The sequence below is a fragment of the Bradyrhizobium sp. S3.12.5 genome (assembly GCF_040548225.1).
In the GTDB taxonomy this organism is placed as follows: domain Bacteria; phylum Pseudomonadota; class Alphaproteobacteria; order Rhizobiales; family Xanthobacteraceae; genus Bradyrhizobium; species Bradyrhizobium cytisi.
On record NZ_JBEPRF010000003.1, the window covers coordinates 364,024 to 388,107 of the forward strand.

The following is a 24,084-nucleotide window of genomic DNA, read 5'->3' on the forward strand; positions in this document are numbered from 1 at the left end:
GGAAGCAATGTCGCAGATCGCCTTGTCTGATCTCAATGCCGCGAGCTTCGACGATTTCGTCGCTGTACTTGAAAACGTGGTCGAATATTCGCCTTGGATTGCTCAAGAAGCCGCGGCGCGCCGTCCGTTTGCCGGCATCAATCCACTGCTCGACGCGATCAAGGCGGCGATCGCGAGCGCTGAGCCCGAGGTGCAACTGGCGCTGATACGCGCGCATCCCGACCTCGCCAACAAGACCCAGCGCGCAGCGGGACTCACGCCTGACTCGAGTGCCGAGCAGAACAGCGCCGGTCTCGACCGTCTGTCGGACACCGAATATGCGGCCTTTGAGCGGGCGAACAATGCGTATCGCGAAAAATTTGGCATCCCGTATATCGTCTGCGCGCGCCGGCACACCAAGGATTCCATCCTGCAGGACTTCGAGGCGCGACTGCAGAACATCGCTAAGACCGAGACACGCCGCGCCCTCGAGGAAATATCTCGTATCGCTGCTCTGCGGCTCGACCAGCTCGTCATCGCGGATGACAAGCTCAAGGTGCACGGCCGGCTCTCGACGCATGTGCTCGATAATCACGCGGGCAAGCCCGCGCCGGGCATCGCGGTCGAGTTGATTGAGCTCGCGAGTCTCGGCGAGAGCCGCGTCATCGCGCGCACCCTCACCAATGTAGACGGTCGCACCGACCAACCGCTGATCGGCGGACGTCCGCTGCCGATCGGTCGCTACGAGCTCCGCTTCAGCGTCGCCAGATACTACGCCGAGCGCAACGTGCAGCTGTCAGATCCGCCATTCCTCGACGATATCCCGCTGCGGTTCGCGATCAGCGAGCCGGAGAGCCACTATCACGTGCCGCTGCTGGTTACGCCCTGGAGCTATTCGACCTATCGCGGCAGTTAGTCGCCGAACTTCTCGTGCAGCGCCGGAAACAACCGATCCGGCTTGAACGGCGGTGCGGTGAAGCGGATGCCGGTGGCATCGGCAATCGCATTGCCCAGTGCGGCTGCGACCGGATTGTACGGGCTCTCGCTCATCGACTTCGCCCCTAACGGTCCGATCGTGTCGGATGTCTCGGCGAACAACACTTCCGTGCGCGGCACGTCCGCGAAGGACGGCAGATGGTAGTCGCGGAATTTGGGATTGGTGACGCGGCCATTCGCATCGATCACCATCTCCTCGTAGAGCGCCGCACCGAGGGCCTGCGCAACCCCGCCCTCGACCTGGCCGCGGCACTGCATGGGATTGGCGACAACGCCCGCATCCGCTGCCTGCACGCTCCTGAGAATCCTGATCTCACCGGTGCCCTTGTTCACGGCGATGCGAAAGCCCTGCACGTTGAAGCCGACGGATCTCGGCGTTCCCTCGGAATTGCCGTGCGCGACGAGCGGACGACCCGCCTCGCGCGCGAGCTTCGCCAGCTCGGCAAAGGACATTCGCCGCACGCCGCTGACGACGAACTCGCCCTCGAGCGTGCAGGTCGCGACATCGCAAAGCCATGCGCTGGCGGCGGCCGCCTTCAATTCGGTCGCAAGCTGCATGGCTGCGGCTTGCGTCGCCTTGCCGGCAACGAACGTGCCCGTGCTGCCATAGGCGCCGGTGTCGTGGCCGCCATGGGCGGTGTCGGACTGGCGCTGGCGGATCCTGTCGACGGTGGTCGCGAGAACGGTCGCGGCGATCTGCCCGTGCACGGTGCTGGTGCCGTTGCCGAACTCGGCGGTGCCGACGGTGAGATCGAAGCCGCCATCGTCGTTGAGCGCGATCATCGCGTCGGCCATGTGGCCGGCCGGCGGCACCGTGTCGATCATGGTCAAGGCAACGCCATCACCGATCAGCCATTCGCCCGACAGCTCGGGCTGCGGGCCATCGGCCTGCATCGCGCGCTCGACGAGGTCGATGCACTGGTCGAGACCGTACGAGCCGTACAGCACGTCGTGATATTCCGACGGCGGCGGCGACAGCATGGGATCGCCGGGCTTGACGATGTTGCGCCGGCGCATCTCGTAAGGGTTGATGCCGAGTTGCTTGGAGAGTTCGTCGATCGCAGCCTCCACCGCGATCAATGTCTGCGGCAAGCCATAGCCGCGAAACGCACCGGCCGGCACCGTATTGGTGTAGACGACGAAGCCGTCGACCCGCTTGTTCGGGCAGTTGTAGACGGCAATGGACTCCGACACCGCGTGGAACATCACGGACCCCGCGTGATTGCCGTAGGCGCCGGTGTTGGAGAGCACGTCGAGCTGCAGCGCGGTGAGCCTGCCGTCAGCATCGGCGCCGGCCTTGATATGGACCCGCATCGGGTGCCGCGTCGAGGTCGCGATGAACTGCTCCTCGCGGGTGAGCTCGAGCTTGACCGGCCGACCGGTCCGCAGCGCGGCGAGTGCCAAGATGTCCTCGACGAACATCTCCTGCTTGCCGCCAAAACCACCGCCGACGCGCTCGCAGAACACGCGGACCTTGTCCATGGGAAGCTGGAAGATGTCAGACAGCGCGCGACGGGTCAGGAACGGCACCTGCGTCGAGGTGCGGACGTTGAGGACACCTGCATCGTCGAGCCAGGCGAGGCCGCCATGGGTCTCCAGCGCCGCGTGCTGCACACGGTGGCTGTGGAAGGTGGCATCAAAGGTGACCGCAGATGTAGCGAGGGCGGAGGCGACGTCGCCGAACTCGCCATGCGTCTCCGCGACGAGATTGCGCCGGGCGTCGGCAACGCGGTTCGCGCCGGTCCGATCGGGATGCACGAGCGGCGCGCCCGGCATCATTGCCTGTTCGGGATCGATCAGCGCAGGCAAGATCTCGTAGTCGACCTTCAGCCTTCGGCATGCCTCCTCGGCCGCGCCTTCGCTCTCGGCGACGACGGCGGCGACCTTCTGGCCGATGAAGCGGACGACGTCGTCGAGGATGCGGGTATCCTCGGGGTCCATCCAGTCCTTCTCGTGCCGCGCCGTCGAGAACAGCACCGAAGGCGCATCCTCATGCGTCAGGACCGCGTGCACGCCGGGCACGGCCATTGCCGCCGATCGGTCGATCGCGACGATTCTTGCGTGCGCATGCGGCGAGCGCAGCAGCTTGATGTGCAACAGGCCTTCGATCGTGGTGTCGAACGTATAGCGCGCCGTGCCGCGGACGACGTCCGGGCCCGCGGGCGCCGGCAGGCTGCGGCCGAACGCGCCGCCGGCCTCGACATTCGGCTCGACATTGGTCTTGCCGTGGATCGCATCCTCGATCGCGCGATAGCCGGTGCAGCGGCAGATGCTGCCCTTCAGCGCGGCGCCGAGATCGGTGCGCTGCGCCTGGTTCAGCGAGGCGCAGGTAAGGATCATCCCGGCGGTGCAGAAGCCGCACTGGAATCCCTGCGCGTCGAGGAAGGCTTGCTGCATCGGATGCGCGCCATGTTCGCCGCCGAAACCTTCGATCGTGGTGATTGCGCGTCCCTCTGCGCGAAACGCGGGAATCAGGCAGCTGTGCACGGGCTCACCGTCGAGCAGCACGGTGCAGGCGCCACAGTCGCCGGCGTCGCAGCCTTTCTTCACCCCGAAATGGCCAAGCTCGCGCAGGAACGTGCGCAGGCACTGGCCCGCGCGTGGGGCTTGCGGAAATGTCGCGCCATTGACCTCGAAGCTCATGGCGGCGTTGCTCCCAGGAGCTCGACGCGGATCTCCTCGGCGAGCCGCAGCGTCATGTGCTTGCGCCAGAGCGGCTTGCCATGAATGTCGGTGTGATAGAGATCATCCGTGATTGCCTCGGCTATTGCCGTTCGAAGCGCGTTCGCATCGGGCCGCTTTGGAAACGACAACGGGATCGGGCGCACGGTCGATGCGGTCACGGTGAGCTTCAGCGCGCCAGCGCTGTCAAGGCTTCCGATCAGAAGGGCCGCGGAGCGGCCGACCGGCGCGAGCGAGATCTGGCGAAACGCGGAGCGGCGCTTCAGTGCGGCAAGTGGAATGTCGATCTGCCGCAGCAGATCGCCCGGCGACAGGCGGTTGCGCTGGTTGCCCGTGACGAATTCGACGATGGGAATCCTCTGCTCGCCGCCGCCGGCTTTCCAGATCGTGCAGACGCCATCGAGCGCGGCGGTGAGCGAGATCATCGGTCCTGCCGGCAGCGACATGCAGAGATTGCCGCCCACGGTCGCCGTCTTCCAGATCTTGAAGGAGGCGAGAAAAGCACGGCAGCATTGGCTGATCAGCGGTGCCGCGAGCCAGTCGGTCGGGCAGGTGAGCGCATCGAGGTGCGAGATCGTGCAGGTGGCGGCGATGCCGAGATGGCTCTCGGTGATCGTCAACGCCGGCCATTTCAGATCGGTGAGATCGATGAGCCGTGTGAGGTGGACTTGCGGCTCCGAGAACAGCCACGTGCCGCCCGCGAGCCAAGCATCACCTGACGTCCAAGCGGGCAATTGCGCGCGCGTTTGCGGATGGGCGACCGCTGTGATGGTATTCAAGTCCATGGCTGCGCCAACGCTTCCACCGAACGCATTATTCTCCCGGAAACTCTTGCAAGACCAGCGCCAAGTGGCAACAACAAGTCGCAGCAATAACGCGCTCGGGATGGCCTCCGCCTTGCAGGCCATTCGTTAACGAGGCGAGGAGAAACAGGATCATGAGCGACGCAAAGCCGATCTGGATCAGGGATCCCCTGGCCATTCTCGCCGATGGTGCCGGGCGCGGAATCGTTGTGCGGGATGGTCGCGTCATTGAGCTCGTGCCGGCGGGCGGCACGCCTGCGACGGCAGATGTCGCGGTATTCGATGCGAGCGAACATGTCGTGCTGCCGGGTCTCATCAACACCCATCATCACTTCTATCAGACTCTGACGCGGGCGCTGCCGGCGGCGATGGACCGCGAACTGTTTCCCTGGCTGCAGGCACTCTATCCGGTGTGGGCAAGGATGACTCCGGAATCGCTGGAGCTCAGTGTTACCCTGGCGATGTCCGAACTGCTGCTGTCGGGATGCACCACCACGACCGATCATCACTATGTCTTCCCGGCGGGGCTCGAACAGTCCGTCGACATCGAGGTCGGCGTCGCAAAGCGGCTCGGCGTGCGCGTGCTGCTGACGCGAGGTTCGATGAACCTGTCGCAGCGCGACGGCGGCCTGCCGCCGGATAGCGTCGTGCAGGACGAGGATACGATCCTCGCCGATAGTGCGCGTGTTGTGGCAAAATATCACCAGCGTGGTGCGGATGCGATGGTGCAGATCGCGCTTGCGCCCTGCTCGCCCTTCTCGGTAACGACCTCGCTGATGCGCGGCACCGCCGATCTCGCCGACAAGCTCGACGTGCGCCTGCATACCCATCTCGCCGAAACCGAGGATGAGAACAAATTCTGCCAGCAGATGTATGGCTGCCGTCCGCTCGACTATCTCGAGCAATGCGGCTGGCTTAATTCGCGGACCTGGCTCGCCCACGGCATCTTCTTCAATGCCGACGAGATGAAGCGGCTCGGCAAGGCCAAGACCACCATCAGCCATTGTGCGTGCAGCAATCAGTTGCTGGCCTCCGGATGCTGTCCGGTGTGCGAGATGGAAGAGGCTGGCGTCGGCATCGGCATCGGCGTCGACGGCTCGGCCTCCAACGACGGATCGAACCTGATGCAGGAGGTGCGGGCCGCGTTCCTGCTGCAGCGGGCGCGCTACGGTGTGACCAGGGTTAGCCACAAGGATGCGCTGCGCTGGGCTACCAAGGGCTCGGCGGCGTGTGTCGGTCGGCCGGAGTTGGGCGAGATCGCGGTCGGCAAAGCCGCCGACCTCGCGCTGTTCAAGCTGGACGAGCTGCGCTTCTCCGGCCACGGTGATGCCGTGGCTGCACTGGTTCTGTGCGGGGCGCATCGGGCCGATCGGGTGATGGTGGCGGGGAATTGGGCCGTGGTCGATGGCGCGATCCCGGGACTGGACGTGCCGGACCTCATCCGCCGGCACAGTTCCGCGGCGCGGGCGATGCGGGCGGGGTAAAATAGAAGGAGGGGGCGACCACAAGTGCCGGGTGCTTCTGGCCACCCCCTCCGAACCTCCTCCGGGAGGAGCAGGTGATTTAGTCAATGCAAGAAGCGTGCTACTTGCCCGGCAGCTTGTCGTCGATACCCTTGACGTAGAAATTCATGCCGAGGATCTGGCCGTCGGCGAGATTGGCGCCGCCCTTGCACTCGATCTCCTTGCCGTCCTGCCCAATCACCGGGCATTTGAACGGGTGCAGCTTGCCCGCGGTGATTGCCGCCTGGGCATCCTCGGCGATCTTCTTCACGTCGTCAGGCATGTTGGTATACGGCGCCATCGCGAACATGTGGCTGTCGAGACCGCCCCAGCTGTCCTCGGACTTCCAGGTGCCGTCGAGCTCGGCCTTGACGCGTTCGATGTAGTAGGAGCCCCAGGTGTCGAGGATCGAGGTCAGCTGGGTCTTGGGCCCGAACTTGATCATCTCGGAGTCCTGGCCGAAAGCGAGCTTGCCGCGTTCGCTGGCGATCTGCATCGCGGCGGGCGAATCCGTGTGCTGCATGATGATATCGGCACCCTGGTCGATCAGTGCCTTGGCGGCGTCGGCCTCCTTGCCTGGATCGAACCAGGTGTTGGCCCAGATGATCTTGACCTTGATGTTCGGGTTGATGGTCTGCGCCGCGAGGATCGTCGCGTTGATGCCGGAGACGACCTCGGGAATCGGGAACGAGCCGATATAGCCGAGCACGCCGGACTTCGACATCTTGGCCGCGATCAGGCCTTGAATGTAGCGGCCCTGATACCATTTGGCCGAATAGGTCGACATGTTCTTGTCGCGCTTGTAGCCGGTGGCGTGCTCGAAATGCACGTTCGGATATTTTTTGGCGACCTTCAGCGTCGGGTCCATGTAGCCGAACGAGGTGGTGAAGATCAGCTTGTTGCCGGCGCGGACCAGTTGCTCGATCGCGCGTTCGGCATCGGGTCCTTCCGGCACGTTTTCGAGATAGGTGGTCTCGATCTTGTCGCCGAGCTCCTTTACCAGAGCCTGCCGGGCGAGCTCATGCTGATAGGTCCAACCGAGATCGCCGATCGGGCCGAGGTAGATGAAGCCGACCTTCAGCTTGTCGGCGGCGGAGGCTGCGCTGACGCTCCCGGCAAGCAGAAGGCCGGCAACCAGCGCAAGAAGTGATTTCCTCATTATCAATCTCCAAACATCAGGGGAAAGCCACGATCCGCAACGTGCGCGCCCCATCGCGCACGTTGCGAAAATGAAAACGCTAGCGGTCAGGCACGAACACGGTGCCGAGCGCGGCCGGGGCGGTCGAACCGCCGGTGCGCGCACGGGAGAGCAGGACCAGCACGATGACGGTCGCGAGATAAGGCAGTGCCGACATGAATTGCGAGGGAATGCCGACGCCCCAGCCTTGCGCATGCAGTTGCAGGATCGTCACAGCGCCGAACAGATAAGCGCCGACCACCAGCCGGCCCGGGCGCCAGGATGCGAACACGACCAGGGCCAACGCAATCCAGCCGCGGCCCGCGGTCATGCCGGGAATGAAGAAGGGCGTGTAGGCGAGCGGGAGATAGGCGCCGGCCAGCCCGGCGCAGGCGCCACCGAACATGACGGCGAGGGTGCGAATGTGCAGCACGGGATAGCCGAGCGCATGCGCGGAGATGTGGTTGTCGCCGCAGGCACGCAGGATCAATCCTGCGCGCGTGCGGTACAGGAACCACCAGACGCCGATGATGAGTGCAATGGAGAAATAGATGAAGGCGTCTTCGCCGAACAGCACGCGACCTACCAGCGGAATGTCGGTGAGGCCGGGAATGTTGAGATGAGCTGCCGGCGTGATGCGTTCGCCGACGAAGCCGGCACCGATCAAGCCGGAGAGACCGACGCCGAGAATGGTCAGCGCCAGCCCAGTCGCAACCTGGTTGACGGCGAGCCCGAGTGCCATCAGCGCGAACATCAGCGACATCAGCGTGCCCGCGACGATGCCGAACAGCGCGCCGACGAAGATCGAGCCCGTCAGCCACGCGCCGCCAAAGCCGCAGGCCGCGCCGACGATCATCATGCCCTCGACGCCGAGATTGAGCACGCCGGAGCGCTCGGTCACGAGCTCGCCGGTTGCCGCGATCAGGAGCGGCGTCGACGCCGAGAGCACCGACAGGATGATGGCTTCAACCAGCTCCACGGGCCACCTGTCGGCTCGGGAAGACCAGCTTGAAGCGGTAGAGGATGAGGGAATCGCAGGCGAGCACGTAGAACAGCAAGATGCCCTGGAAGACCTTGGTGACGTCCAACGGGATCTTCATTGCGATCTGCGCCTGCTCGCCACCGATAAAGGTTAGTGCGAGAAAAAGGCCTGCAATTAATATTCCAATCGGGTTCAACCGGCCGAGGAACGCGACGATGATCGCCGTGAAACCATAGCCGGGCGAGATGCCGGGCTGGAGATGTCCGACGGGACCGGCGACCTCGATGATGCCTGCAAGGCCAGCCAGCGCGCCCGACACCGCGAAGGTCAGGATGATCAGCTGGTTGGCGTTGAAGCCGCCGAACCGTGCCGCGCGCGGCGCGGCACCGACGACGCGAATTTCGAACCCCTTGATGGTGCGCCCGAGCAGGATCGCAGCCGCCGCAACCACCAGCAGCGCGATGATCGAGCCGAGATGCAGCCGGCCGCCTGCGATCAGCAGGGGCACCGTCGCAACCGGATCGAACTCGGCCGTCGTCGGGAAATTGAAGCCGTTCGGATCGCGCCAGGGACCGCGCACGAGATAGTCCAGCAGGAGGTCGGCGACATAGACCAGCATCAGGCTGGTGAGGATCTCGCTGGCGCCGAACTTCACCTTGCAGATCGCCGGGATCAGCGCATAGAGCGCGCCTGCGGCGGCCGCGAGCACCAACATCGCCGGCAGCACCCAAGGGCCGGCGTCGGTGCCTTGCGTCTTCACCGCGATCCAGCTTCCGGCGACGGCGCCGATCAAGAATTGCCCTTCTGCGCCGATGTTCCAGGCGTTAGCGAGATAGCAAAGCGACAGCCCGATCGCGATCATCACCAGCGGCGTCGCCTTGACCGCAATCTCCTGGAGCGAATAGCTGTCAATCAAAGGCGCGACGAAATAGGCTTGCAGCGCGAGAAACGGATTCTTGCCGAGGATCGCGAACAGGATGGTCATGGTCACGATCGTCAAGCCGATCGCGATCAGCGGCGAGACCAGCGCGATCGTGTTGGAGCGCTCGGCGCGCTTCTCAAGCACCAACTGCATGCGCTGCCTCCTTCGGCTCCAGGCTGCTGCCGCCCATGAGAAGGCCGAGCTTTTCGCGTGTTGCGTCGCGTGTGGCGAGCGGCTCCGAGAGCCGGCCGTGGAACATCACGGCGATGCGGTCGGCGATTTCGGCGAGCTCATCGAGATCCTGGCTGGTCACCAGCACCGCGGCGCCTGCGGTGGCGAGATCAAGCAACGCCTGGCGAATGACGGCGGCGGCACCGGCATCGACGCCCCAGGTCGGCTGGCTCACCACCAGCACCGCCGGGTTGCGCAGGATCTCGCGACCGACGATGAATTTTTGCAAGTTTCCGCCCGAGAGGGATGCTGCTTCCGGATCGCGCTTGGCCTTGCGCACGTCGAAAGTTTCGGTGGCGCGGTCGACGGTCTTCAGCGTTGCCGCGGTGTCGATGAAGCCGTGATGGACCATGCCGCTGGCGGCGTGTCCGGTGAGCAGCGCGTTCTCCGACAGCTTCATGCGCGGTGCGGTGCCATGGCCGAGCCGCTCTTCGGGCACGAAGGCGGCGCCGAGCTTGCGCCGCTTGGTGATCGAGAGGTGGCCGGCGGCGATGCCTTCGATCACCACCGTACCGGGATCCTTCGACAGCCGTTCGCCGGACAGTGCTGCGAACAACTCGTCCTGGCCGTTGCCGGCAACGCCGGCGATGCCGAGGATTTCGCCGCCCTTCAGCTCGAAGGAGATGTGCTCGAGCCGCACACCATGCGCCTCGTCGGGCGCGAGCGAGAGATCGTTGACGACCAGCCGCGGTATCGTGGTCTGCCGGCCTGCGGTCGCCTTCACTTCCTTGATCTCGCCGCCGACCATCATGCGTGCGAGCGAGGCTGCGGTTTCGAGCCGGGGATTGCAGGTTCGGATTTTCTTGCCGCCGCGCAGGATCGTGGCGGTATCGCAGAGCCGCTTCACCTCCTCGAGCTTGTGGCTGATGTAGAGGATGGCGCGGCCTTCGGCCTTGAGTCGCTCCAGCACGATGAAGAGCTGGTCGGCCTCCTGCGGCGTCAGCACCGCGGTCGGCTCGTCCAGGATCAGGAATTTCGGGTCCTGCATCAGCGCGCGGACGATCTCGATGCGCTGGCGTTCGCCGACGGACAGCTGCCAGACCTCGCGTCTGGGATCGAGCGGCAGGCCATAGGTCTTCGACACCTGCTCCAGCCGCGCCGACATGTCCTTGAAGGATTCCGTGCCGTCGAGCCCAAGCGCGACGTTCTCGGCGACGGTGAGATTGTCGAACAGCGAAAAGTGCTGGAACACCATGCCGATGCCGCGGCTGCGCGCTTCCGACGGGCCGGACAGCACGATTCGATCGCCCTGCCAGCGGATCTCGCCGGCAGAGGGCTGGATCAGCCCATAGATCGCCTTCACCAGTGTCGACTTGCCGGCGCCGTTCTCGCCGAGCAGCGCGTGGATTTCGTTCGGCCAGATCTCGATGTCGATGGAATCGTTGGCAAGGAAATCTCCATAGCGTTTGGTGAGTCCCACCGTCCTGAGTAACGGGGACTCGCCGGAATGCAGGCCGTTGGATGTCGGATCTAACATTCGCTGATGCGCTTGCATGGGATGAAGTGCCTTAATACTGGGCTAGTTTGAACCGCTGCGTAAGGTGTGAAAAAGCGTCATCCCTTGCTTAACGCTTCGGCAGAAGGCCGGTCGCGCGAGTCGCGGCCGTTTCCAGGCACCAGGCGTCCCAACGGCCCCTTGCACGGCCCTTGCGGTTGCGTGCTGCACGCGGCGGCTGTTGCAAATTTGTGACGGTTCTAGCCAAATCGGAACCCGCTAGGCAGGCCTGACCTGAAGCTGAGCAAAGTCGCGCCACCCGCCTGTATGCATTTCTCCGTGACCACGACGGCCGCCTTCGACAGTCGCGCTTGGGTTATCGCGCCGATGCAAAAGCTAAACAGAATCAAACGGGAATGTTCGGCAAGACGTTGTCCACGGCCGTTGACGATGTCGCATCGGATACCCTCAAAATTCCGCAGTGAAATGCGATACGCTGCCGAAACAAGCGCCATGCCTTGAAAGAAGTTGAGGCTTCTCACTTCGGGACTTCGGCGCAAGTGTCGCTCTCAAGGGACATTAATTTTTGCGTGTCCAAGCTTGGGGGTATTCAGAATGTCGTTTCGTTTCAAGGCAATTGCAGCTGCAGTGCTGTCACTTGCTTCGCTCGCCACCGGTGGTCTGGCGCAGGCTGCGGATCTGCCGGTCAAGGCCGCCAAGAAGGCTCCTGATCTCCCGTTCTTCCTGGTGATCGACGACCGCGTGTCGTTCTCCTGGATGCCCAAAGGCACCGACCCCGGCATGTGGAGCACCCGCCCGGACGGCAGCATCAACGGCACCACCGCCAAGCAGGTCTATTCGTTCACGCACTTCGACCTCTGGGCCTACGGCACCAACTTCTTCACGATCTCGATGTTCAAGTCGGGTCATAACGACCCCGCCTCGCCCTGCGTCGCGCCGGGTGTGACCATCACCGGCGGTGTCGGCAACTGCGCAGGCGCAACCGAGATCTATGGCCTGTTCCGCTCGACCTTCGGCTGGAACGAGCTGTTCAACACCAAGACCTTCACGATGGGGCCGCTGCACAACATCTCGTTTGAAGTCGGTATGGACGCCAATACCGAGAACAACTTCCTTGCGCCTGCCAAGCGTGACGTGGTCGCTGGTCTCCAGTTCGCCTTCGACCTTCCCTACAAGGGCTATATCAACGTCGCTCCGTTGATGTATTGGGAGTTCCTGAACCACAACGCCTTCACCCAGTGCGGCCTGTTCGGTGCCGGCGTCGCGGGCGTGACCTGTAATTCCGACGGCAATGTCAGCTACAACCCGACTTGGGCCGTCGAAGTCAACTACTACATGGACCTCGGCTTCCTGCCGCCGAACATGCAGTTCTGGTCGATCAGCGGCCGCGCCGGCTGGTACGGACCGAAGGGCGACTCGAACGGCCTTCCTGCGCTTTCGGGCACTGGCATTTTCAGCACCAAGTCCAAGACCGAGTTGAACAGCGAACCGATCCGCCTGACCTTCGATGCGTCGAAGGCGGCTTTGGGTGACAAGTACTCGCACTTCGTCGACCTCTGGGTCGCCTACCGCTACTGGCAGAACAAGTTCGGCCTCGACCACAATGCCATGGCTGGCGTCTGCACGGTCGCCGCGACCGGCCAGAGCACCAAGAGCTGCACCGAGTCCACGGTCTACGGTGGTATCACTGTGAAGTTCTGATCGGCTGAAGGTCTCCGAGCTACAAAGATGGCGCCGCGCAGAAATGTGCGGCGTCATTCGTGGTTGAGGAGAGACGCTGCCGTAGGGTGGGCAAAGCGAAAGCGTGCCCACCACCTCTGCCTAAATTGCATTCCGATGGTGGGCACGGCGCGAGCGCGCCTTTGCCCACCCTACGGTACCGATTGCTGGGGCGCCTACTTCGTCCACACGCCGTTGTGCAGCGCTTCGGCCTCGTCTTCGAGCAGCGGTCCGACCACCGTCGTCGGCCGCTGGCCGCTGGCAAAGACCTCACGGCAGGGCAGGTCGAGCGTCGGGTTCTCCGGGTGATTGCCGGTGACGCCGCGCAGGCGGTGCTCGCTGAGGCCATAGACCACGCGGCCGATGCCGGCCCAGTAGATCGCGCCGGCGCACATCGCGCAGGGTTCGGCGGAGGAATAGAGCGTCGCCGTCGCCAGCACCCCGCGGCTCAGCGTGCGGCAGGCCTGAGTGGCCGCAAGGCGCTCGGCATGCGCGGTGCCGTCGTGGTCCGGCATATAGCCGTTCTCGGTCTCGATCAGCACCCTCCCGTCGGCATCGACGACGATGCAGCCGAAGGGATGGTTGCCATGGGTAAGGGAACGGCGGGCGACCGCGAAAGACAGGCGCAAGAAGTGCTCGTCGCGTTCGCTTGCGCCTTCCATCGATGCTCCCACAGCATGATCCGGAAAAGTGTGCAGCGGTTCTCCGAAAAAATCATGCTCAAACGATTAGTCAGTGCCCCGCCATGTGCCGGCCGACCTCGGTGAGATCGGCTTCGCTGGTCCGTGCTTCATACACGAATTCGCCGTGGAACATCACCACCAGCCTGTCGGAAAGTTCTAGCAATTCGTCGAGATCCTCGCTGACCAGCAGCACTGCGGCGCCGCGGTTGCGCGCCGCCATGATCTCGGCGTGGATTTGCGCCACGGCAGCGAAATCGAGGCCGAAGCAGGGATTGGCCGCGATCAGCACCTCGACATCGCCCGCAAGTTCGCGGGCGAGCACGGCACGCTGGACATTGCCGCCCGACAGCGCCGAGATCGGCGTATCCGGGGTGCGGGTCTTGATCTTGTACTGCCCAATCTTCTTCTTCGCGTCGTCGCGGAAGGCGCCGCGGTTGAGCCACCAGCCGCCGCTGGCGAAGGGTGCGCGGTCGAACTCGCGGAAGGCGATGTTGTCCGCAACGCTCATGCCGCCGACGCACGCGTTCTTCAGCGGCTCTTCGGGCAGAAGCGACATCCTGTGGCGCCGCATCTCTTCGCGGCTGGCGTGATAGGGATCGCCAGCGACGCGGATTTCACCGCCCTCCGCTTCGCGCTGGCCGGCCAGGACTTCGACCAGCTGGCGCTGGCCGTTGCCGGAGACGCCGGCGATCCCGACGATCTCGCCGGCACGCACGGTGAGGGAAACGTCATGCACGGCGATGGCGCCGGCATCGTCGAGCGCGCGGACTTTTGCCAGCTCCAACCGCGCCTGTCCGGCTTCGCCGGTCCGCGGCGGCTGCACGGTCAACTCCTCTGCGCCGATCATGGTGCGCGCCATCGCGTCCGGCGTCAGCTCGGCGACCTTGCCGGCACCGGCGAGCTTGCCGCGGCGCAGGATTGTGACCTCATCGGCGAAGGCCATGACCTCGCGGAACTTGTGTGTGATCATCAGGATGGTGAGCTCGCCCTTGACGACCATGTCGCGGAGCATGCCGAGCACCTCGTCGGCTTCGGCCGGCGTCAGCACCGAGGTCGGCTCATCCAGGATCAGGAAGCGGCGCTTTAGGTAAAGCTGCTTCAGGATCTCGCATTTCTGCCGCTCGCCGGCCGAGATATCGGAAACTTTTGCCGAGAGCGGCACCTTGAAGGGCATCCGCGCCAGGAACGCCTCGAGCTCCTTCATCTCCTTCGACCAATCGACCACGGCCGGCACATTGTCGCGCGCCAGCACGAGGTTTTCGGCAACCGTCATGGCCGGCACCAGTGTAAAATGCTGGTAGACCATGCCGAGGCCGAGCGCATGCGCGTCCTTCGGATTGGCGATCGCCTGCTCGCGGCCGCCGACGAGGATGTCGCCTTCGGTCGCGTGGTAATAGCCCATGATGCATTTGACGAGGGTCGACTTGCCGGCGCCGTTCTCGCCGAGCAACGCATGGAACGAGCCGGGCCGCACCTTCAGCTCGACATTGTCCAGCGCAACGAATTCGCCAAAGCGCATGGTCATGGCGATGGCGTCGACGCCGAAGGCGCCGGAGGGCGGAGGCGCTTCGCCGATGATCACGAAATCGCTCCGATGAAAGCATCCGATGTTGAGACGGCGCCGAACACGCCGCCCTGCATCTTGATCATCTTCAGCGCATGGTCGTGGTTGCTCTTGTCGGTCGCGCCGCAGCAATCATGCAGCAGCACGCATTCGAAGCCGCGGTCGTTGGCCTCGCGCATGGTGGTGTGGACGCAGACATCGGTGGTGATGCCTGTGAGGACGATGTTCTCGATGCCGCGCACGCGCAGGATCAGCTCCAGGTCGGTGGCGCAGAACGAGCCTTTGCCGGGCTTGTCGATGATCGGCTCGCCCGGCAACGGCGCGAGCTCTTCGATGATGTCCCAGCCGGGCTCACCGCGCACCAGGATGCGGCCACAGGGACCGGGATCACCGATGCCGGCGCCGATCTGGCGCGAGCGCCAGCGCTTGTTGGCGGGAAGATCGGAGAGATCTGGGCGATGGCCTTCGCGGGTATGGATGATGTGAAAGCCTTGGCTCCGCATGGCGGCGAGCAGCTTCTTTATCGGCTCGATCGGCGCTCGCGTCAGCGACAGATCATAGCCCATTTTGTCGACATAGCCGCCGATGCCACAGAAATCGGTCTGCATGTCGATGATAATGAGCGCCGTGTTCTCGGGACGGAGATCACCATTGTAAGGCCAGGCGTAGGGCTCCGACTTAATATAACGCTCGGGCATGGTTTTGCTCTCTAGCGGGTGATCGACAATTCGGCCGGGGCTCCGGTCAGCGTGCGTTTCGGCGAGCAGGTGATGATCATGATCGCCAGCGTCAGGATGTAGGGCGCGGCGTTGAAGAGGTGATAGCCGGAGGTAACGCCGACCGATTGCAGTGCCGGTCCGAGCGCCGCGGCGCCGCCGAAGGCGAGCGAGGCCCACAGGCAGAGCAGAGGATCCCAGCGCGCGAAGATCACGAGCGCCACCGCGGTGATGCCTTGGCCCGAGGAGAGGCCCTCGTTCCAGCTCCCGGGATAGAACAGCGATAGGAAGGAGCCGCCGATGCCGGCGAGGAAGCCGCCGACCATGGTCGCGCGCAGGCGGATCAGGAGCACGGAGTGGCCCATTGCACGCGCGGCGTCTGAGCTCTCGCCCGCGGTGCGGATGAGCAAGCCCCAGCGCGTGGTGCGGAAGGCCCAATAGAGGATCGGTGCCAGCGCGACGCCGATCAGGAACAGGACATTGACGCGCAGCGCGGCGCGGAGCTGCGGGATGTCGCTCCACCAGCCGAAATCGATTGCGGGTAGCCGCGGCGCGGTAGGCTCGATCAGCGGCTTGCCGAGATAGAAAGCGAGCCCGGTGCCGAACAGCATTAGCGCGATGCCGACGGCGACGTCATTGACGCGCGGCAGTGAGCAGATGCCGGCATGCAGCGCGCCAAGAAGCGCGCCGGTGATGCCGGCGGCGAGTACGCCCAACCAGGGCGAGCCGGTGAGGTAGGAAATGCCATAGGCGCTCATTGCGCCCATCACCAGCGTGCCTTCAAGGCCGAGATTGATGCGCCCCGAACGCTCGGTGATGCATTCGCCCAGGCTCACGAACAGGAAGGGCGTGGAGACGCGGATGGCGCCGCCAAGCACGGCGAGCGGGACGGTCCAGAGTCCGATCGATCCGTCTGCCATCTCAGGATTTTCCCTTCAGGAAACCGATGCGGCCGTAGAGCGCATCGCCGGCGAGCACGAAGACGAAGATAATGCCCTGGAGTACCTGGACGGACGCGTCGGGCAGTCCGAGGCGGCGTTGCAGCAGGCCGCCGCTGGCGCTGATGCCGCCGAGCAGGATCGCGACAGGAATGATCGCAAGCGGATTTTGCCGCGCCAGGAAGGCAACCAGAATCCCGGTGAAGCCATAGCCGGCGGCGAGATTGGCGTTGGTACGGCCCTGCACGGCCGCAACCTCGACCATGCCGGCAAGTCCAGCGGCACCGCCGGCGAGGAAGCAGATGGTCAGGATGAGCTTGCTGACGCCGAGGCCGACGATCTTGGCGGCGCGGATATTGCCGCCTGCCACGCGCGCGGCGAAGCCGAACACGGTGTGGTAGATCAGGATGTAAGCCGCGATCGCGGCGATCAGGCCGAAGACCAGGCCCCAATGCACGTCGGTGCCGGGGATCGAGCCGATCATGTTGGCGGCGCCGATCTCGCGGGTTGACGGCTTGTTGAGGCTCGCGGGGTCGCGCATCGCGCCTTCGACGAGATGGTTGAGGATCGCGAGCGCGATGTAGACCAGCAGCAGGCTCGAGATCGTTTCGTTGACGCCGCGATATTGGCGTAGCGCGCCCGCCAACATGATCCACAAGCCGCCGCCGATGACGCCGGCGCAGACCATGGCGATCTGGATGACGAGTGGCGGCATGCCCTGGAGTGCGAGCGCCGCGCTCGTCGCCGACAGCGCGCCGATCAGCAATGCGCCTTCGCCGCCGATGATGACCATGCCGAGTTGCGCCGGCAGCGCCGTGCAGAGCGCGGTGAGGATCAGGGGCGCAGCACGCGTCAGCGTGTTCTGCCAGGAGAACCAGGTGCCGAAGGCGCCGTAGTACATGTAGAAATAGAGGTCGAGCGGGTTCTTGCCGAACAGCATGACGAAGATGCCGAAGACCACGAGCGCGCCGGCAAGCGCCGCGCCCGGGATCAGGATATATTCGATCGTGCGGCCGTGGCGTTGGAGAAACCCCGGGTTGGCGGCCGGGGCAATTGTCCCGACCGCCTCGGCAGAATCTGCCGCTTCTGCTGTCACGAAGTCGCTCCGATCACGCCCTCGACGAGGTAGTCCATCTTCTCGAGCTCGGGATCCTTCTGGCCGCGATCGGTGCCGGCCGCGATCACCGTCTTGCCCTTGTTGTCGACCAGCCCACCCTTGAAGATGGCGTAGCCTTCGGCCGAGAGGAATTTTGCCTTGACCTCGTCGGCGTGCTTGCGCGCCTCGGCAGAGACTGCTTCGCCATAGGGCGAGGTCTTGACGATCTCCTCCTTGAGGCCGCCGCGGTAGAAGTTCGCAATGCTTTCGCCGGCGGCGATCATCTTCACAAACTTCGGATAGAGCGCTTCCCAATTCCATTCCGCGCCGGTCAGATACGCCTTCGGCGCAAGCGGCGACTGGTTGGTGTGATAGCCGCAGACGAAGGCGCCGCGGCGGGCGGCGTTCTCGACCATGGTCTTGGGGCCGTCGACGTGGCAGGTGAGAACATCGACGCCCTGGTCGATCAGGCTGTTGGTGGCCTCGGCTTCCTTGACCGGCATCGACCAGTCACCGGTGAAGATCACCTGCGTCGTGGCCTTCGGATTGGCGAGTTTTGCACCGAGAGCGAAGGCGTTGATGTTGCGCAGCACCTGCGGGATCGGTTTCGCAGCGACGAAGCCGAGCTTGCCGCTCTTGGAGGTGTAGCCGGCGACGATGCCGGAGATGTACTGGGCTTCGTCGATATAGCCGAAATAGCTGCCGGCGTTCTTCGGGTCCTTGTCGGTCCAGAGGCCGCCGCAATGCTCGAAGCGCAGCTTCGGGAACTTGTTGGCCATCTTGATCATGTGCGGATTGTAGTAACCGAACGATGTCGGGAAGAGCAGGGTGGCGCCATCGAGATTGATCATGGACTCGATCGTCTTCTCGACCGCGTCGGTCTCCGGCACCTTCTCTTCCTCGACAACCTTCAGTCCGGGAAGCTTCTTCAGCGCCGCCGCGCCCTGCGCGTGGGCCTGGTTGTAGCCGTAGTCGTCGCGCGAGCCGACATAGATGAAGCCGATGGTCGTGTCGGCCGCGAAGGCCGGGCGAGCGCCGGCCGCCGCACCGAGGGTCAGGGCGGCACCGCCCTGCAACAAGTGACGTCGTGAAATCCTGCCAAAATCCATTGCTTGCTCCCCTTGGCGGCTGGACCGCCTCAATCTCGCGGCTGCGCCGGTCTGGCGTAGCCCGGAACCGAATGTCGCAAGCTTCGTGCCAGAGACTCTGGAGCGGGCATTTCGGTATAGGCAATTGAAAACTATAAGATATATCTGCTGCTGAAATCCTGATCAGGAAACCGGCAGATTAAATTATGAGCAGTATTGTCCGATTGTATGCAAGGTAGTTAAGCAGTCTTAACTCGCACTCGCATGTACATGAGGGCACCGGGGCGGTCGGCCGACCACCCGCATTCATGCTAACCACGCGCTGACTTGAAGCGGCGCCGGCGGCCTGAATTCGCTGGCACCGAACTTGTATCGATTGGGGTTGCGACCGCGGCGCGGTCTCCAGAATGGAAAGCTTGACCGAGATGGCTGCCGTGACTGCCGTTGAACATGCATCGCTCGGCGAGGAGATCGTGCGCCGGATCAACGAGCTCGCGGCGATCTCGGAAGAAGACGGCAAGCTCACCCGCATCTATCTCACGAAGGAACTGCGCACGGCCTCGGACCTCATCCTTGGCTGGATGCGTGAGGCCGGCATGAGCGCGCATCTCGATGCGATCGGCAATGTCTGCGGCCGCTACGACGGCGAGCGGCCGGGGGCGCCCTGCCTGATGCTCGGCTCGCATTACGACACGGTACGTGACGCCGGCAAATGGGATGGGCCGCTGGGCGTGATCACGGCGATCGCCTGCGTCGCCGCGCTCAACCGGCGCGGCAAGCGCCTTCCGTTTGCAATCGAGGTGGTCGGCTTTGCCGACGAGGAAGGCGTGCGCTTCGCCTCGACCCTGCTCGGCAGCCGTGCGGTCGCCGGCACTTTCGACGAGAGCGTCTTGAACACGCGCGACCGCGACGGCGTGTCGATGCGCGATGCGCTTATCAAGTTCGGCCTCGACCCTGACCATATCGGCGCGGCCGCGCGCGCGCGGCGCGAGCTGCTGGCCTATCTTGAATTGCACATCGAGCAGGGGCCGGTGCTCGAAGCCCGCAATCTCCCTGTCGGTGTCGTGACCGCGATCGCGGGTGCGACGCGGCTGGCGGCCCGGCTCACCGGCATGGCTGGGCATGCCGGCACCGTGCCAATGGCGCTGCGCCGTGACGCGCTCAGTGGTGCTGCCGAATGCATTGGCGCGATCGAGCAGTTTTGCCGGACCGACGAGGGGGGCCTGGTTGGCACCGTCGGCTATATCCAGGCGAGACCAGGCGCGACCAATGTCATTCCGGGCGAAGTATCCTTCACCATCGACATGCGCGCGCCGACTGACATGCATCGCAACCGCGCGGTCGCCGACGTCGTCCGCCAGATCGAAGCGATCGCAAGGCGCCGGCAGCTGGCGCTTCAGCTCGACGTCACCCATGAGAACCGCACCGCACCTTGCGCGCCATGGCTGAAGGATCAGATCGCACAGGCGATCGCCGCCGAAGGTTTTTCCGCATTCGAGCTGCCGAGTGGAGCAGGGCACGACGGCATGGCGATGATCGATATCGCTGATGTCGGCATGATCTTCGTCCGCTGCCGCGGCGGCATCAGCCATCATCCGGACGAGCATGTCGAGCTCGCCGACGCCGACGCCGGCGCACGGGTGCTGCTGCGGGTGGTCGAGAATTTCAGGCCGCGAGTGGGCTAAGCCCCCCGCAAGTCACCGGGTAGAGATACGAATCAGGCAGGGCTAGAATAGCGACTGCCCAGCTCCGGGATCACCAGTCATCGGCCGACCTGCACAGATGAACAGCGATATTTCCCTTTCATCCCATCGAGAGAACCGGTTTTACCAGGGCATGGCCGCGACCTTTGTCGCGAATGCGCTCCAGGCGGTCAATTTTCTCGGTGATCGCTTCCTGAGACAGTCGCATCATTCCTTGTCAGTCATCGAGGACCTTTACCGGCACTCGATGGACAGCGCCTTCTCGGTGACCGAGGCGTTCCTCGTCACGGGCGCACCGCACGCCTCAGCCTATTACCCGCGCGACTTTGCCTGGTTTTATCCCGACGTTCTCGACCCCGAGACCATCATGGATGCGCAGGACGCCGTGCGCCGGGCGCGCCTGCTCGAAAAGAGCGTGCGCCTGCTGCTGGAGGCGGTTCGCGCCGACGTCGTCACCACTACCATCGTTCCGGCGGGACGCGGCCGGTATCTCGGCGTGAACTATTTCTCGCGTCCTTCGGACACGCTGCTCGGCATTCTCGCTGGCCTCCGGCAGATGCTCTCCGCCGAGGAGCGGGCGTCGTCCTATCTGGCGATGTCGCAATGCGCGCATGCCGGTGGACTGTTGCTGGCCGAACACGGCGGCGATCTGAAGCGCGCGATCCTGAAGCTCGCAAGCGAGCTCGAGCCGTTCGAGGCTGACGGCGCCGGATATTTGCTGTGCGATGCCAGCGGGCCTCGCTCTGCGGCAACGGACACCCGCGCCGAGCGCCGGCGTTTTGTCACCAATGCCTGCGTCTACACGACCTTCATGTGGGGCGTGCAGCTCGGTGTGGTCGACGAGAGCGAGCTGAAGCGGCTGCTTGGGCGCGACCTCGGGCAGTATAAGCGGGACCTGCTCCGGCTGTTCGGCAAGGACGGCTATATCAGGCATTCGCTGGATGGACCGGCTGGCACGCCGGTGTCCCTGGTCGCGCTGGATTTCGTCAGCGTGCATCGCGGCTTCTGGGACATGAGCGATGCCAGCGAACGCGCGTTGTTTGCGGCCACGACGGATTTGATCATTGCCGAGCCGCGTTTCCGCATTCCCAGCACATTCCACTTCCTGGTGTCGGCGGATAATCCGCGGAACAAGATGATCCACAAGATCGCGGCGCCGGCCTATCAGGGGCGTTCGTCCTGGCCGACGTTCAACGTCGAGTTCGCGGACCGTATGCTGGACTTTGACGAATTCGCGGGGACCGAGACCTACCGCGCCTGCGCGCAAGGGATATTGAAGGACATTCGCACCGCGACCGAAGTCCACGGCGGTTATCAAGAGCTGATCTCCGAGCAGGGCCTGAAATATCGCACCTGGGCCTACAAAGGCGCGGTGGCCCATTCCTGGTTTCCGCGCTTCCTGTCGGTCTGGAGCAGGGCCTTCGGGACGCCCTTGCTCCATTGGAATGACTGAAGGCACCTCAACGAGTTTGCGGTTTCCCGCTCGCTCCGGGCCCTTCATGCGATCGAACCTCGGGTGAGATCGCTGGCAAGCCATTGGCAGCAATTCATAAGCGACGGCCAGTTGCGACAACGTGTCTCTGCACGTTGTCATAATCGCGTAATCCAAGTGACATCCTCGCGCAGCACTTCTGACAAGTGCGCCCCCTAGCTTGAAGTGCACTGAAACAATCTTTCAGCCTTCAGAAAAGAACAAAGGGGTGTGCAATGCTTTCGAGAATGACACGACGTCTACGCGATCGCACCGTGGTCACCGCCGCGATCCTGTCGCTGATGGGATATGACGTTTATGCGGCCGACGCCAATTCGCTCGGGGGGAGCAACAGGAACGGCGATCGGACCGAGTCGCCGATCAAGCATGTGATCGTCATCCTCGGCGAAAACCGTACCTTCGACCACGTCTTCGCGACCTATGAACCGCACCGCCCGGGCGAGCGTGTCGACAACCTCCTTTCCAAGGGCATCATCACCAAGGATGGCTTGCCCGGACCGAACTACGCCAAGTCGGCGCAATTCTCCGCCGTGGTCAACAACACCTACTCCATCAACCCCGGCCAGAAGGCCCCTTACAACAACACGACCAACAAAGTGCAGGCGCCGGGAACCTCCTACGCGCCGCAATCCTGCTACACATCAGTCGATCAGGCCGCGCTCAATGGTCCGGGATGTCTCGCCACTCTGCAAGTCGCGGCGCAGGCCGACTATGGCCTCAGTAAGCAGGACCTGCCGCTGCTGACGACTGGCGCGACCGGTCTGCCCGGCAATTCGCCGGACGCGCGCGTCCTGGATTTCGACAATCTGCCGAATGGTGCCTATCCGCTGGTGACACTGGCGCAGGCCGGCGAAACTCCCACCAGCCTTTACAAGACCTACGGCGGCAGCCCGGTGCACCGGTTCTACCAGATGTGGCAAGAGCTAGACTGCGACGTCGCCAAGGCCACGCACCATAATCCGAGCGGCTGCCAGGCCGATCTCTTCACCTTTGTGGAATCGAGCGTCTCCTCGGGGAGCAACGGCAATCCGACCCCGCACGCGCTGAAGGAAGGTGCGATCGCGCTCGGCTTCTACAACGTCGCCAGGGGCGACGCGCCTTATCTGACCGAGCTTGCGCGCAAGTACACGCTCAACGACAATTTCCATCAGAGCGTAATGGGTGGCACGTTCGCCAATCACATGATGATCGGCTACGCCGATGCTCTCTATTATGCCGACGACAAGGGCGATCCCGCTAAGCCCGACCACGTCCTGGTCCCCGGTTCCAATCCGCCGCAATATGTCAACGAGGTCGAGAATCCCAACCCGGCGCCTGGCACGAACAACTGGTATCTCAACGACGGCTATGGCGGTGGCAGCTATTCGAACTGCGCCGATCCGAGCCAGCCCGGCGTTGGCGCCGTCGTCACCTACCTCAACGCCATCCATGTGTCGCCGCGTTGTGCGCCTAACGCCTATTATCTCCTGAACAACTACGTTCCGGCCTATATCGGCAGCGGCGCCACCGACCCGATCAACAACGGTCCGTTCACCTTGCCGCCTGTCATCAAGCAGCGGCATATCGGCGATGCGCTGACCCAGGCCGATGTCTCCTGGGCCTATTTCGGCGAGCGTTGGAATGACTTCAAGATCGCCCCCGGAGAAGGCACCAATTTCGGCGCGCTGGACCCGGTCGCCTATCTCTATTGCAACATCTGCAATCCGTTCCTGTTCTCCGCCTCGGTCATGACCAATGCGGCACAGCGCAATGCGCATATGAAGGACACACTCGATTTCTACGACGCCATCGCGGACGGTAATCTTCCGGCCGTGTCGTTCGTCAAGCCGAGCACTTTCAACGACGGTCATCCGTCGTCGTCGCGTGTGGATATTTTCGAGGCGTTCACCAAGAACATCGTCGACAAGGTGAAGTCCAACAAGGAACTTTGGAAGTCGACCGCCATCGTCATCACCATGGACGAAGGCGGCGGCTACTACGATTCCGGCTATATCCAGCCGGTCGACTTCTTCGGCGACGGCACACGGATTCCGTTGCTGGTCGTGTCGAAATATTCGCGCGGCGGACACGTGTCGCATGAATATGGCGATCACGTCTCCATCACCAAGTTCGTTGAGCGCAACTGGCATCTCAAGCCGCTCGGGCCCAAGACGCGCGACACGTTGCCAAACCCTGTAGCCTCGGATGACAATCCCTACGTTCCCGTCAACCGGCCTGCGATCGGCGATCTCTTCGGCAATTTCAATTTCGCCGATCGTCGCGACGATGATCGTGACGATGAGTGATCACAACTCATAATCTTAGACTTGTCGACCCGGAGGCTGACTTGCCACCGGGTCGATTTCATCACTCGTC

General features: G+C 63.7%; 18 protein-coding genes. 6 read left to right on the plus strand and 12 right to left on the minus strand.

All coding sequences use genetic code 11. The features are described 5' to 3' along the window. Nucleotides 1-7 precede the first annotated feature (7 nt). Nucleotides 8-895 (plus strand): 2-oxo-4-hydroxy-4-carboxy-5-ureidoimidazoline decarboxylase, encoded by an 888-nt coding sequence (uraD, locus tag ABIC09_RS05815; RefSeq protein ID WP_354108665.1) that lies wholly within the window; start codon nucleotides 8-10, stop codon nucleotides 893-895. Here the strand turns inward: uraD and ABIC09_RS05820 are convergent. Beyond that, complete coding sequence (locus ABIC09_RS05820) at nucleotides 892-3,618, minus strand: molybdopterin-dependent oxidoreductase (protein WP_354108666.1); 2,727 nt, start codon at nucleotides 3,616-3,618, stop codon at nucleotides 892-894. The two genes, uraD and ABIC09_RS05820, sit on opposite strands and share 4 nt — an antisense overlap. Then, entirely contained in the window at nucleotides 3,615-4,442 is an 828-nt protein-coding gene (locus ABIC09_RS05825) for an FAD binding domain-containing protein (protein ID WP_354108667.1), read from the minus strand. The genes ABIC09_RS05820 and ABIC09_RS05825 overlap by 4 nt, the downstream gene beginning before the upstream one ends. 152 nt (nucleotides 4,443-4,594) lie before the next feature. Here ABIC09_RS05825 and ABIC09_RS05830 point away from each other — a divergent pair, with 152 nt between their 5' ends. Beyond that, on the plus strand, nucleotides 4,595-5,944 hold the full coding sequence (locus tag ABIC09_RS05830; RefSeq protein ID WP_354108668.1) for an 8-oxoguanine deaminase: 1,350 nt from the start codon (nucleotides 4,595-4,597) through the stop codon (nucleotides 5,942-5,944). 100 nt (nucleotides 5,945-6,044) lie between these two features. On the opposite strand, the gene ABIC09_RS05835 is transcribed toward ABIC09_RS05830, so the two are convergent. From ABIC09_RS05835 to ABIC09_RS05850, 4 genes are all read right to left on the minus strand, one after another. After that, nucleotides 6,045-7,121: a BMP family ABC transporter substrate-binding protein gene (locus ABIC09_RS05835; protein WP_354083278.1), complete on the minus strand. Its 1,077-nt coding sequence runs from the start codon at nucleotides 7,119-7,121 to the stop codon at nucleotides 6,045-6,047. Between the two features lie 79 nt (nucleotides 7,122-7,200). Continuing rightward, nucleotides 7,201-8,118, minus strand: coding sequence for an ABC transporter permease (locus tag ABIC09_RS05840; protein WP_354108669.1), 918 nt, complete (start codon nucleotides 8,116-8,118; stop codon nucleotides 7,201-7,203). Then, the gene (locus ABIC09_RS05845; RefSeq protein WP_354108670.1) at nucleotides 8,105-9,196 is read right to left on the minus strand and encodes an ABC transporter permease; all 1,092 of its coding nucleotides are present in this window, start codon (nucleotides 9,194-9,196) and stop codon (nucleotides 8,105-8,107) included. Before ABIC09_RS05845 ends, ABIC09_RS05840 begins: the two co-directional genes overlap by 14 nt. After that, a complete protein-coding gene (locus ABIC09_RS05850; RefSeq protein ID WP_354108671.1) occupies nucleotides 9,180-10,751 on the minus strand; it encodes an ABC transporter ATP-binding protein in 1,572 nt (523 codons plus the stop codon). Before ABIC09_RS05850 ends, ABIC09_RS05845 begins: the two co-directional genes overlap by 17 nt. A gap of 573 nt (nucleotides 10,752-11,324) precedes the next feature. Between ABIC09_RS05850 and ABIC09_RS05855 the strand changes: the two genes are divergently transcribed. Further along, on the plus strand, nucleotides 11,325-12,431 hold the full coding sequence (locus ABIC09_RS05855) for a hypothetical protein (protein ID WP_354108672.1): 1,107 nt from the start codon (nucleotides 11,325-11,327) through the stop codon (nucleotides 12,429-12,431). Between the two features lie 194 nt (nucleotides 12,432-12,625). Here the strand turns inward: ABIC09_RS05855 and ABIC09_RS05860 are convergent, their stop codons facing one another. The 6 genes from ABIC09_RS05860 to ABIC09_RS05885 all read right to left on the minus strand — a co-directional run bounded on the left by ABIC09_RS05860 (nucleotide 12,626) and on the right by ABIC09_RS05885 (nucleotide 18,555). Continuing rightward, the gene (locus tag ABIC09_RS05860; RefSeq protein WP_354108673.1) at nucleotides 12,626-13,111 is read right to left on the minus strand and encodes a nucleoside deaminase; all 486 of its coding nucleotides are present in this window, start codon (nucleotides 13,109-13,111) and stop codon (nucleotides 12,626-12,628) included. A gap of 70 nt (nucleotides 13,112-13,181) precedes the next feature. Then, complete coding sequence (locus ABIC09_RS05865; RefSeq protein ID WP_354108674.1) at nucleotides 13,182-14,714, minus strand: ABC transporter ATP-binding protein; 1,533 nt, start codon at nucleotides 14,712-14,714, stop codon at nucleotides 13,182-13,184. Beyond that, nucleotides 14,711-15,394, minus strand: coding sequence for a biuret amidohydrolase (gene biuH, locus ABIC09_RS05870; RefSeq protein WP_354035456.1), 684 nt, complete (start codon nucleotides 15,392-15,394; stop codon nucleotides 14,711-14,713). Before biuH ends, ABIC09_RS05865 begins: the two co-directional genes overlap by 4 nt. 11 nt (nucleotides 15,395-15,405) lie before the next feature. After that, entirely contained in the window at nucleotides 15,406-16,332 is a 927-nt protein-coding gene (locus ABIC09_RS05875) for an ABC transporter permease (RefSeq protein ID WP_188096507.1), read from the minus strand. Between the two features lies 1 nt (nucleotide 16,333). Next, a complete protein-coding gene (locus ABIC09_RS05880) occupies nucleotides 16,334-17,446 on the minus strand; it encodes an ABC transporter permease (protein WP_354108675.1) in 1,113 nt (370 codons plus the stop codon). Further along, the gene (locus ABIC09_RS05885; RefSeq protein WP_354083272.1) at nucleotides 17,443-18,555 is read right to left on the minus strand and encodes a BMP family ABC transporter substrate-binding protein; all 1,113 of its coding nucleotides are present in this window, start codon (nucleotides 18,553-18,555) and stop codon (nucleotides 17,443-17,445) included. Before ABIC09_RS05885 ends, ABIC09_RS05880 begins: the two co-directional genes overlap by 4 nt. A gap of 404 nt (nucleotides 18,556-18,959) precedes the next feature. Between ABIC09_RS05885 and ABIC09_RS05890 the strand changes: the two genes are divergently transcribed. The 3 genes from ABIC09_RS05890 (at nucleotide 18,960) to ABIC09_RS05900 (ending at nucleotide 24,014) form a co-directional block, all read left to right on the plus strand. Next, complete coding sequence (locus ABIC09_RS05890; protein WP_354108676.1) at nucleotides 18,960-20,219, plus strand: allantoate amidohydrolase; 1,260 nt, start codon at nucleotides 18,960-18,962, stop codon at nucleotides 20,217-20,219. A gap of 97 nt (nucleotides 20,220-20,316) precedes the next feature. Continuing rightward, entirely contained in the window at nucleotides 20,317-21,690 is a 1,374-nt protein-coding gene (locus ABIC09_RS05895) for a hypothetical protein (protein ID WP_354108677.1), read from the plus strand. 266 nt (nucleotides 21,691-21,956) lie between these two features. Beyond that, complete coding sequence (locus ABIC09_RS05900) at nucleotides 21,957-24,014, plus strand: alkaline phosphatase family protein (RefSeq protein ID WP_354108678.1); 2,058 nt, start codon at nucleotides 21,957-21,959, stop codon at nucleotides 24,012-24,014. Nucleotides 24,015-24,084 lie beyond the last annotated feature (70 nt).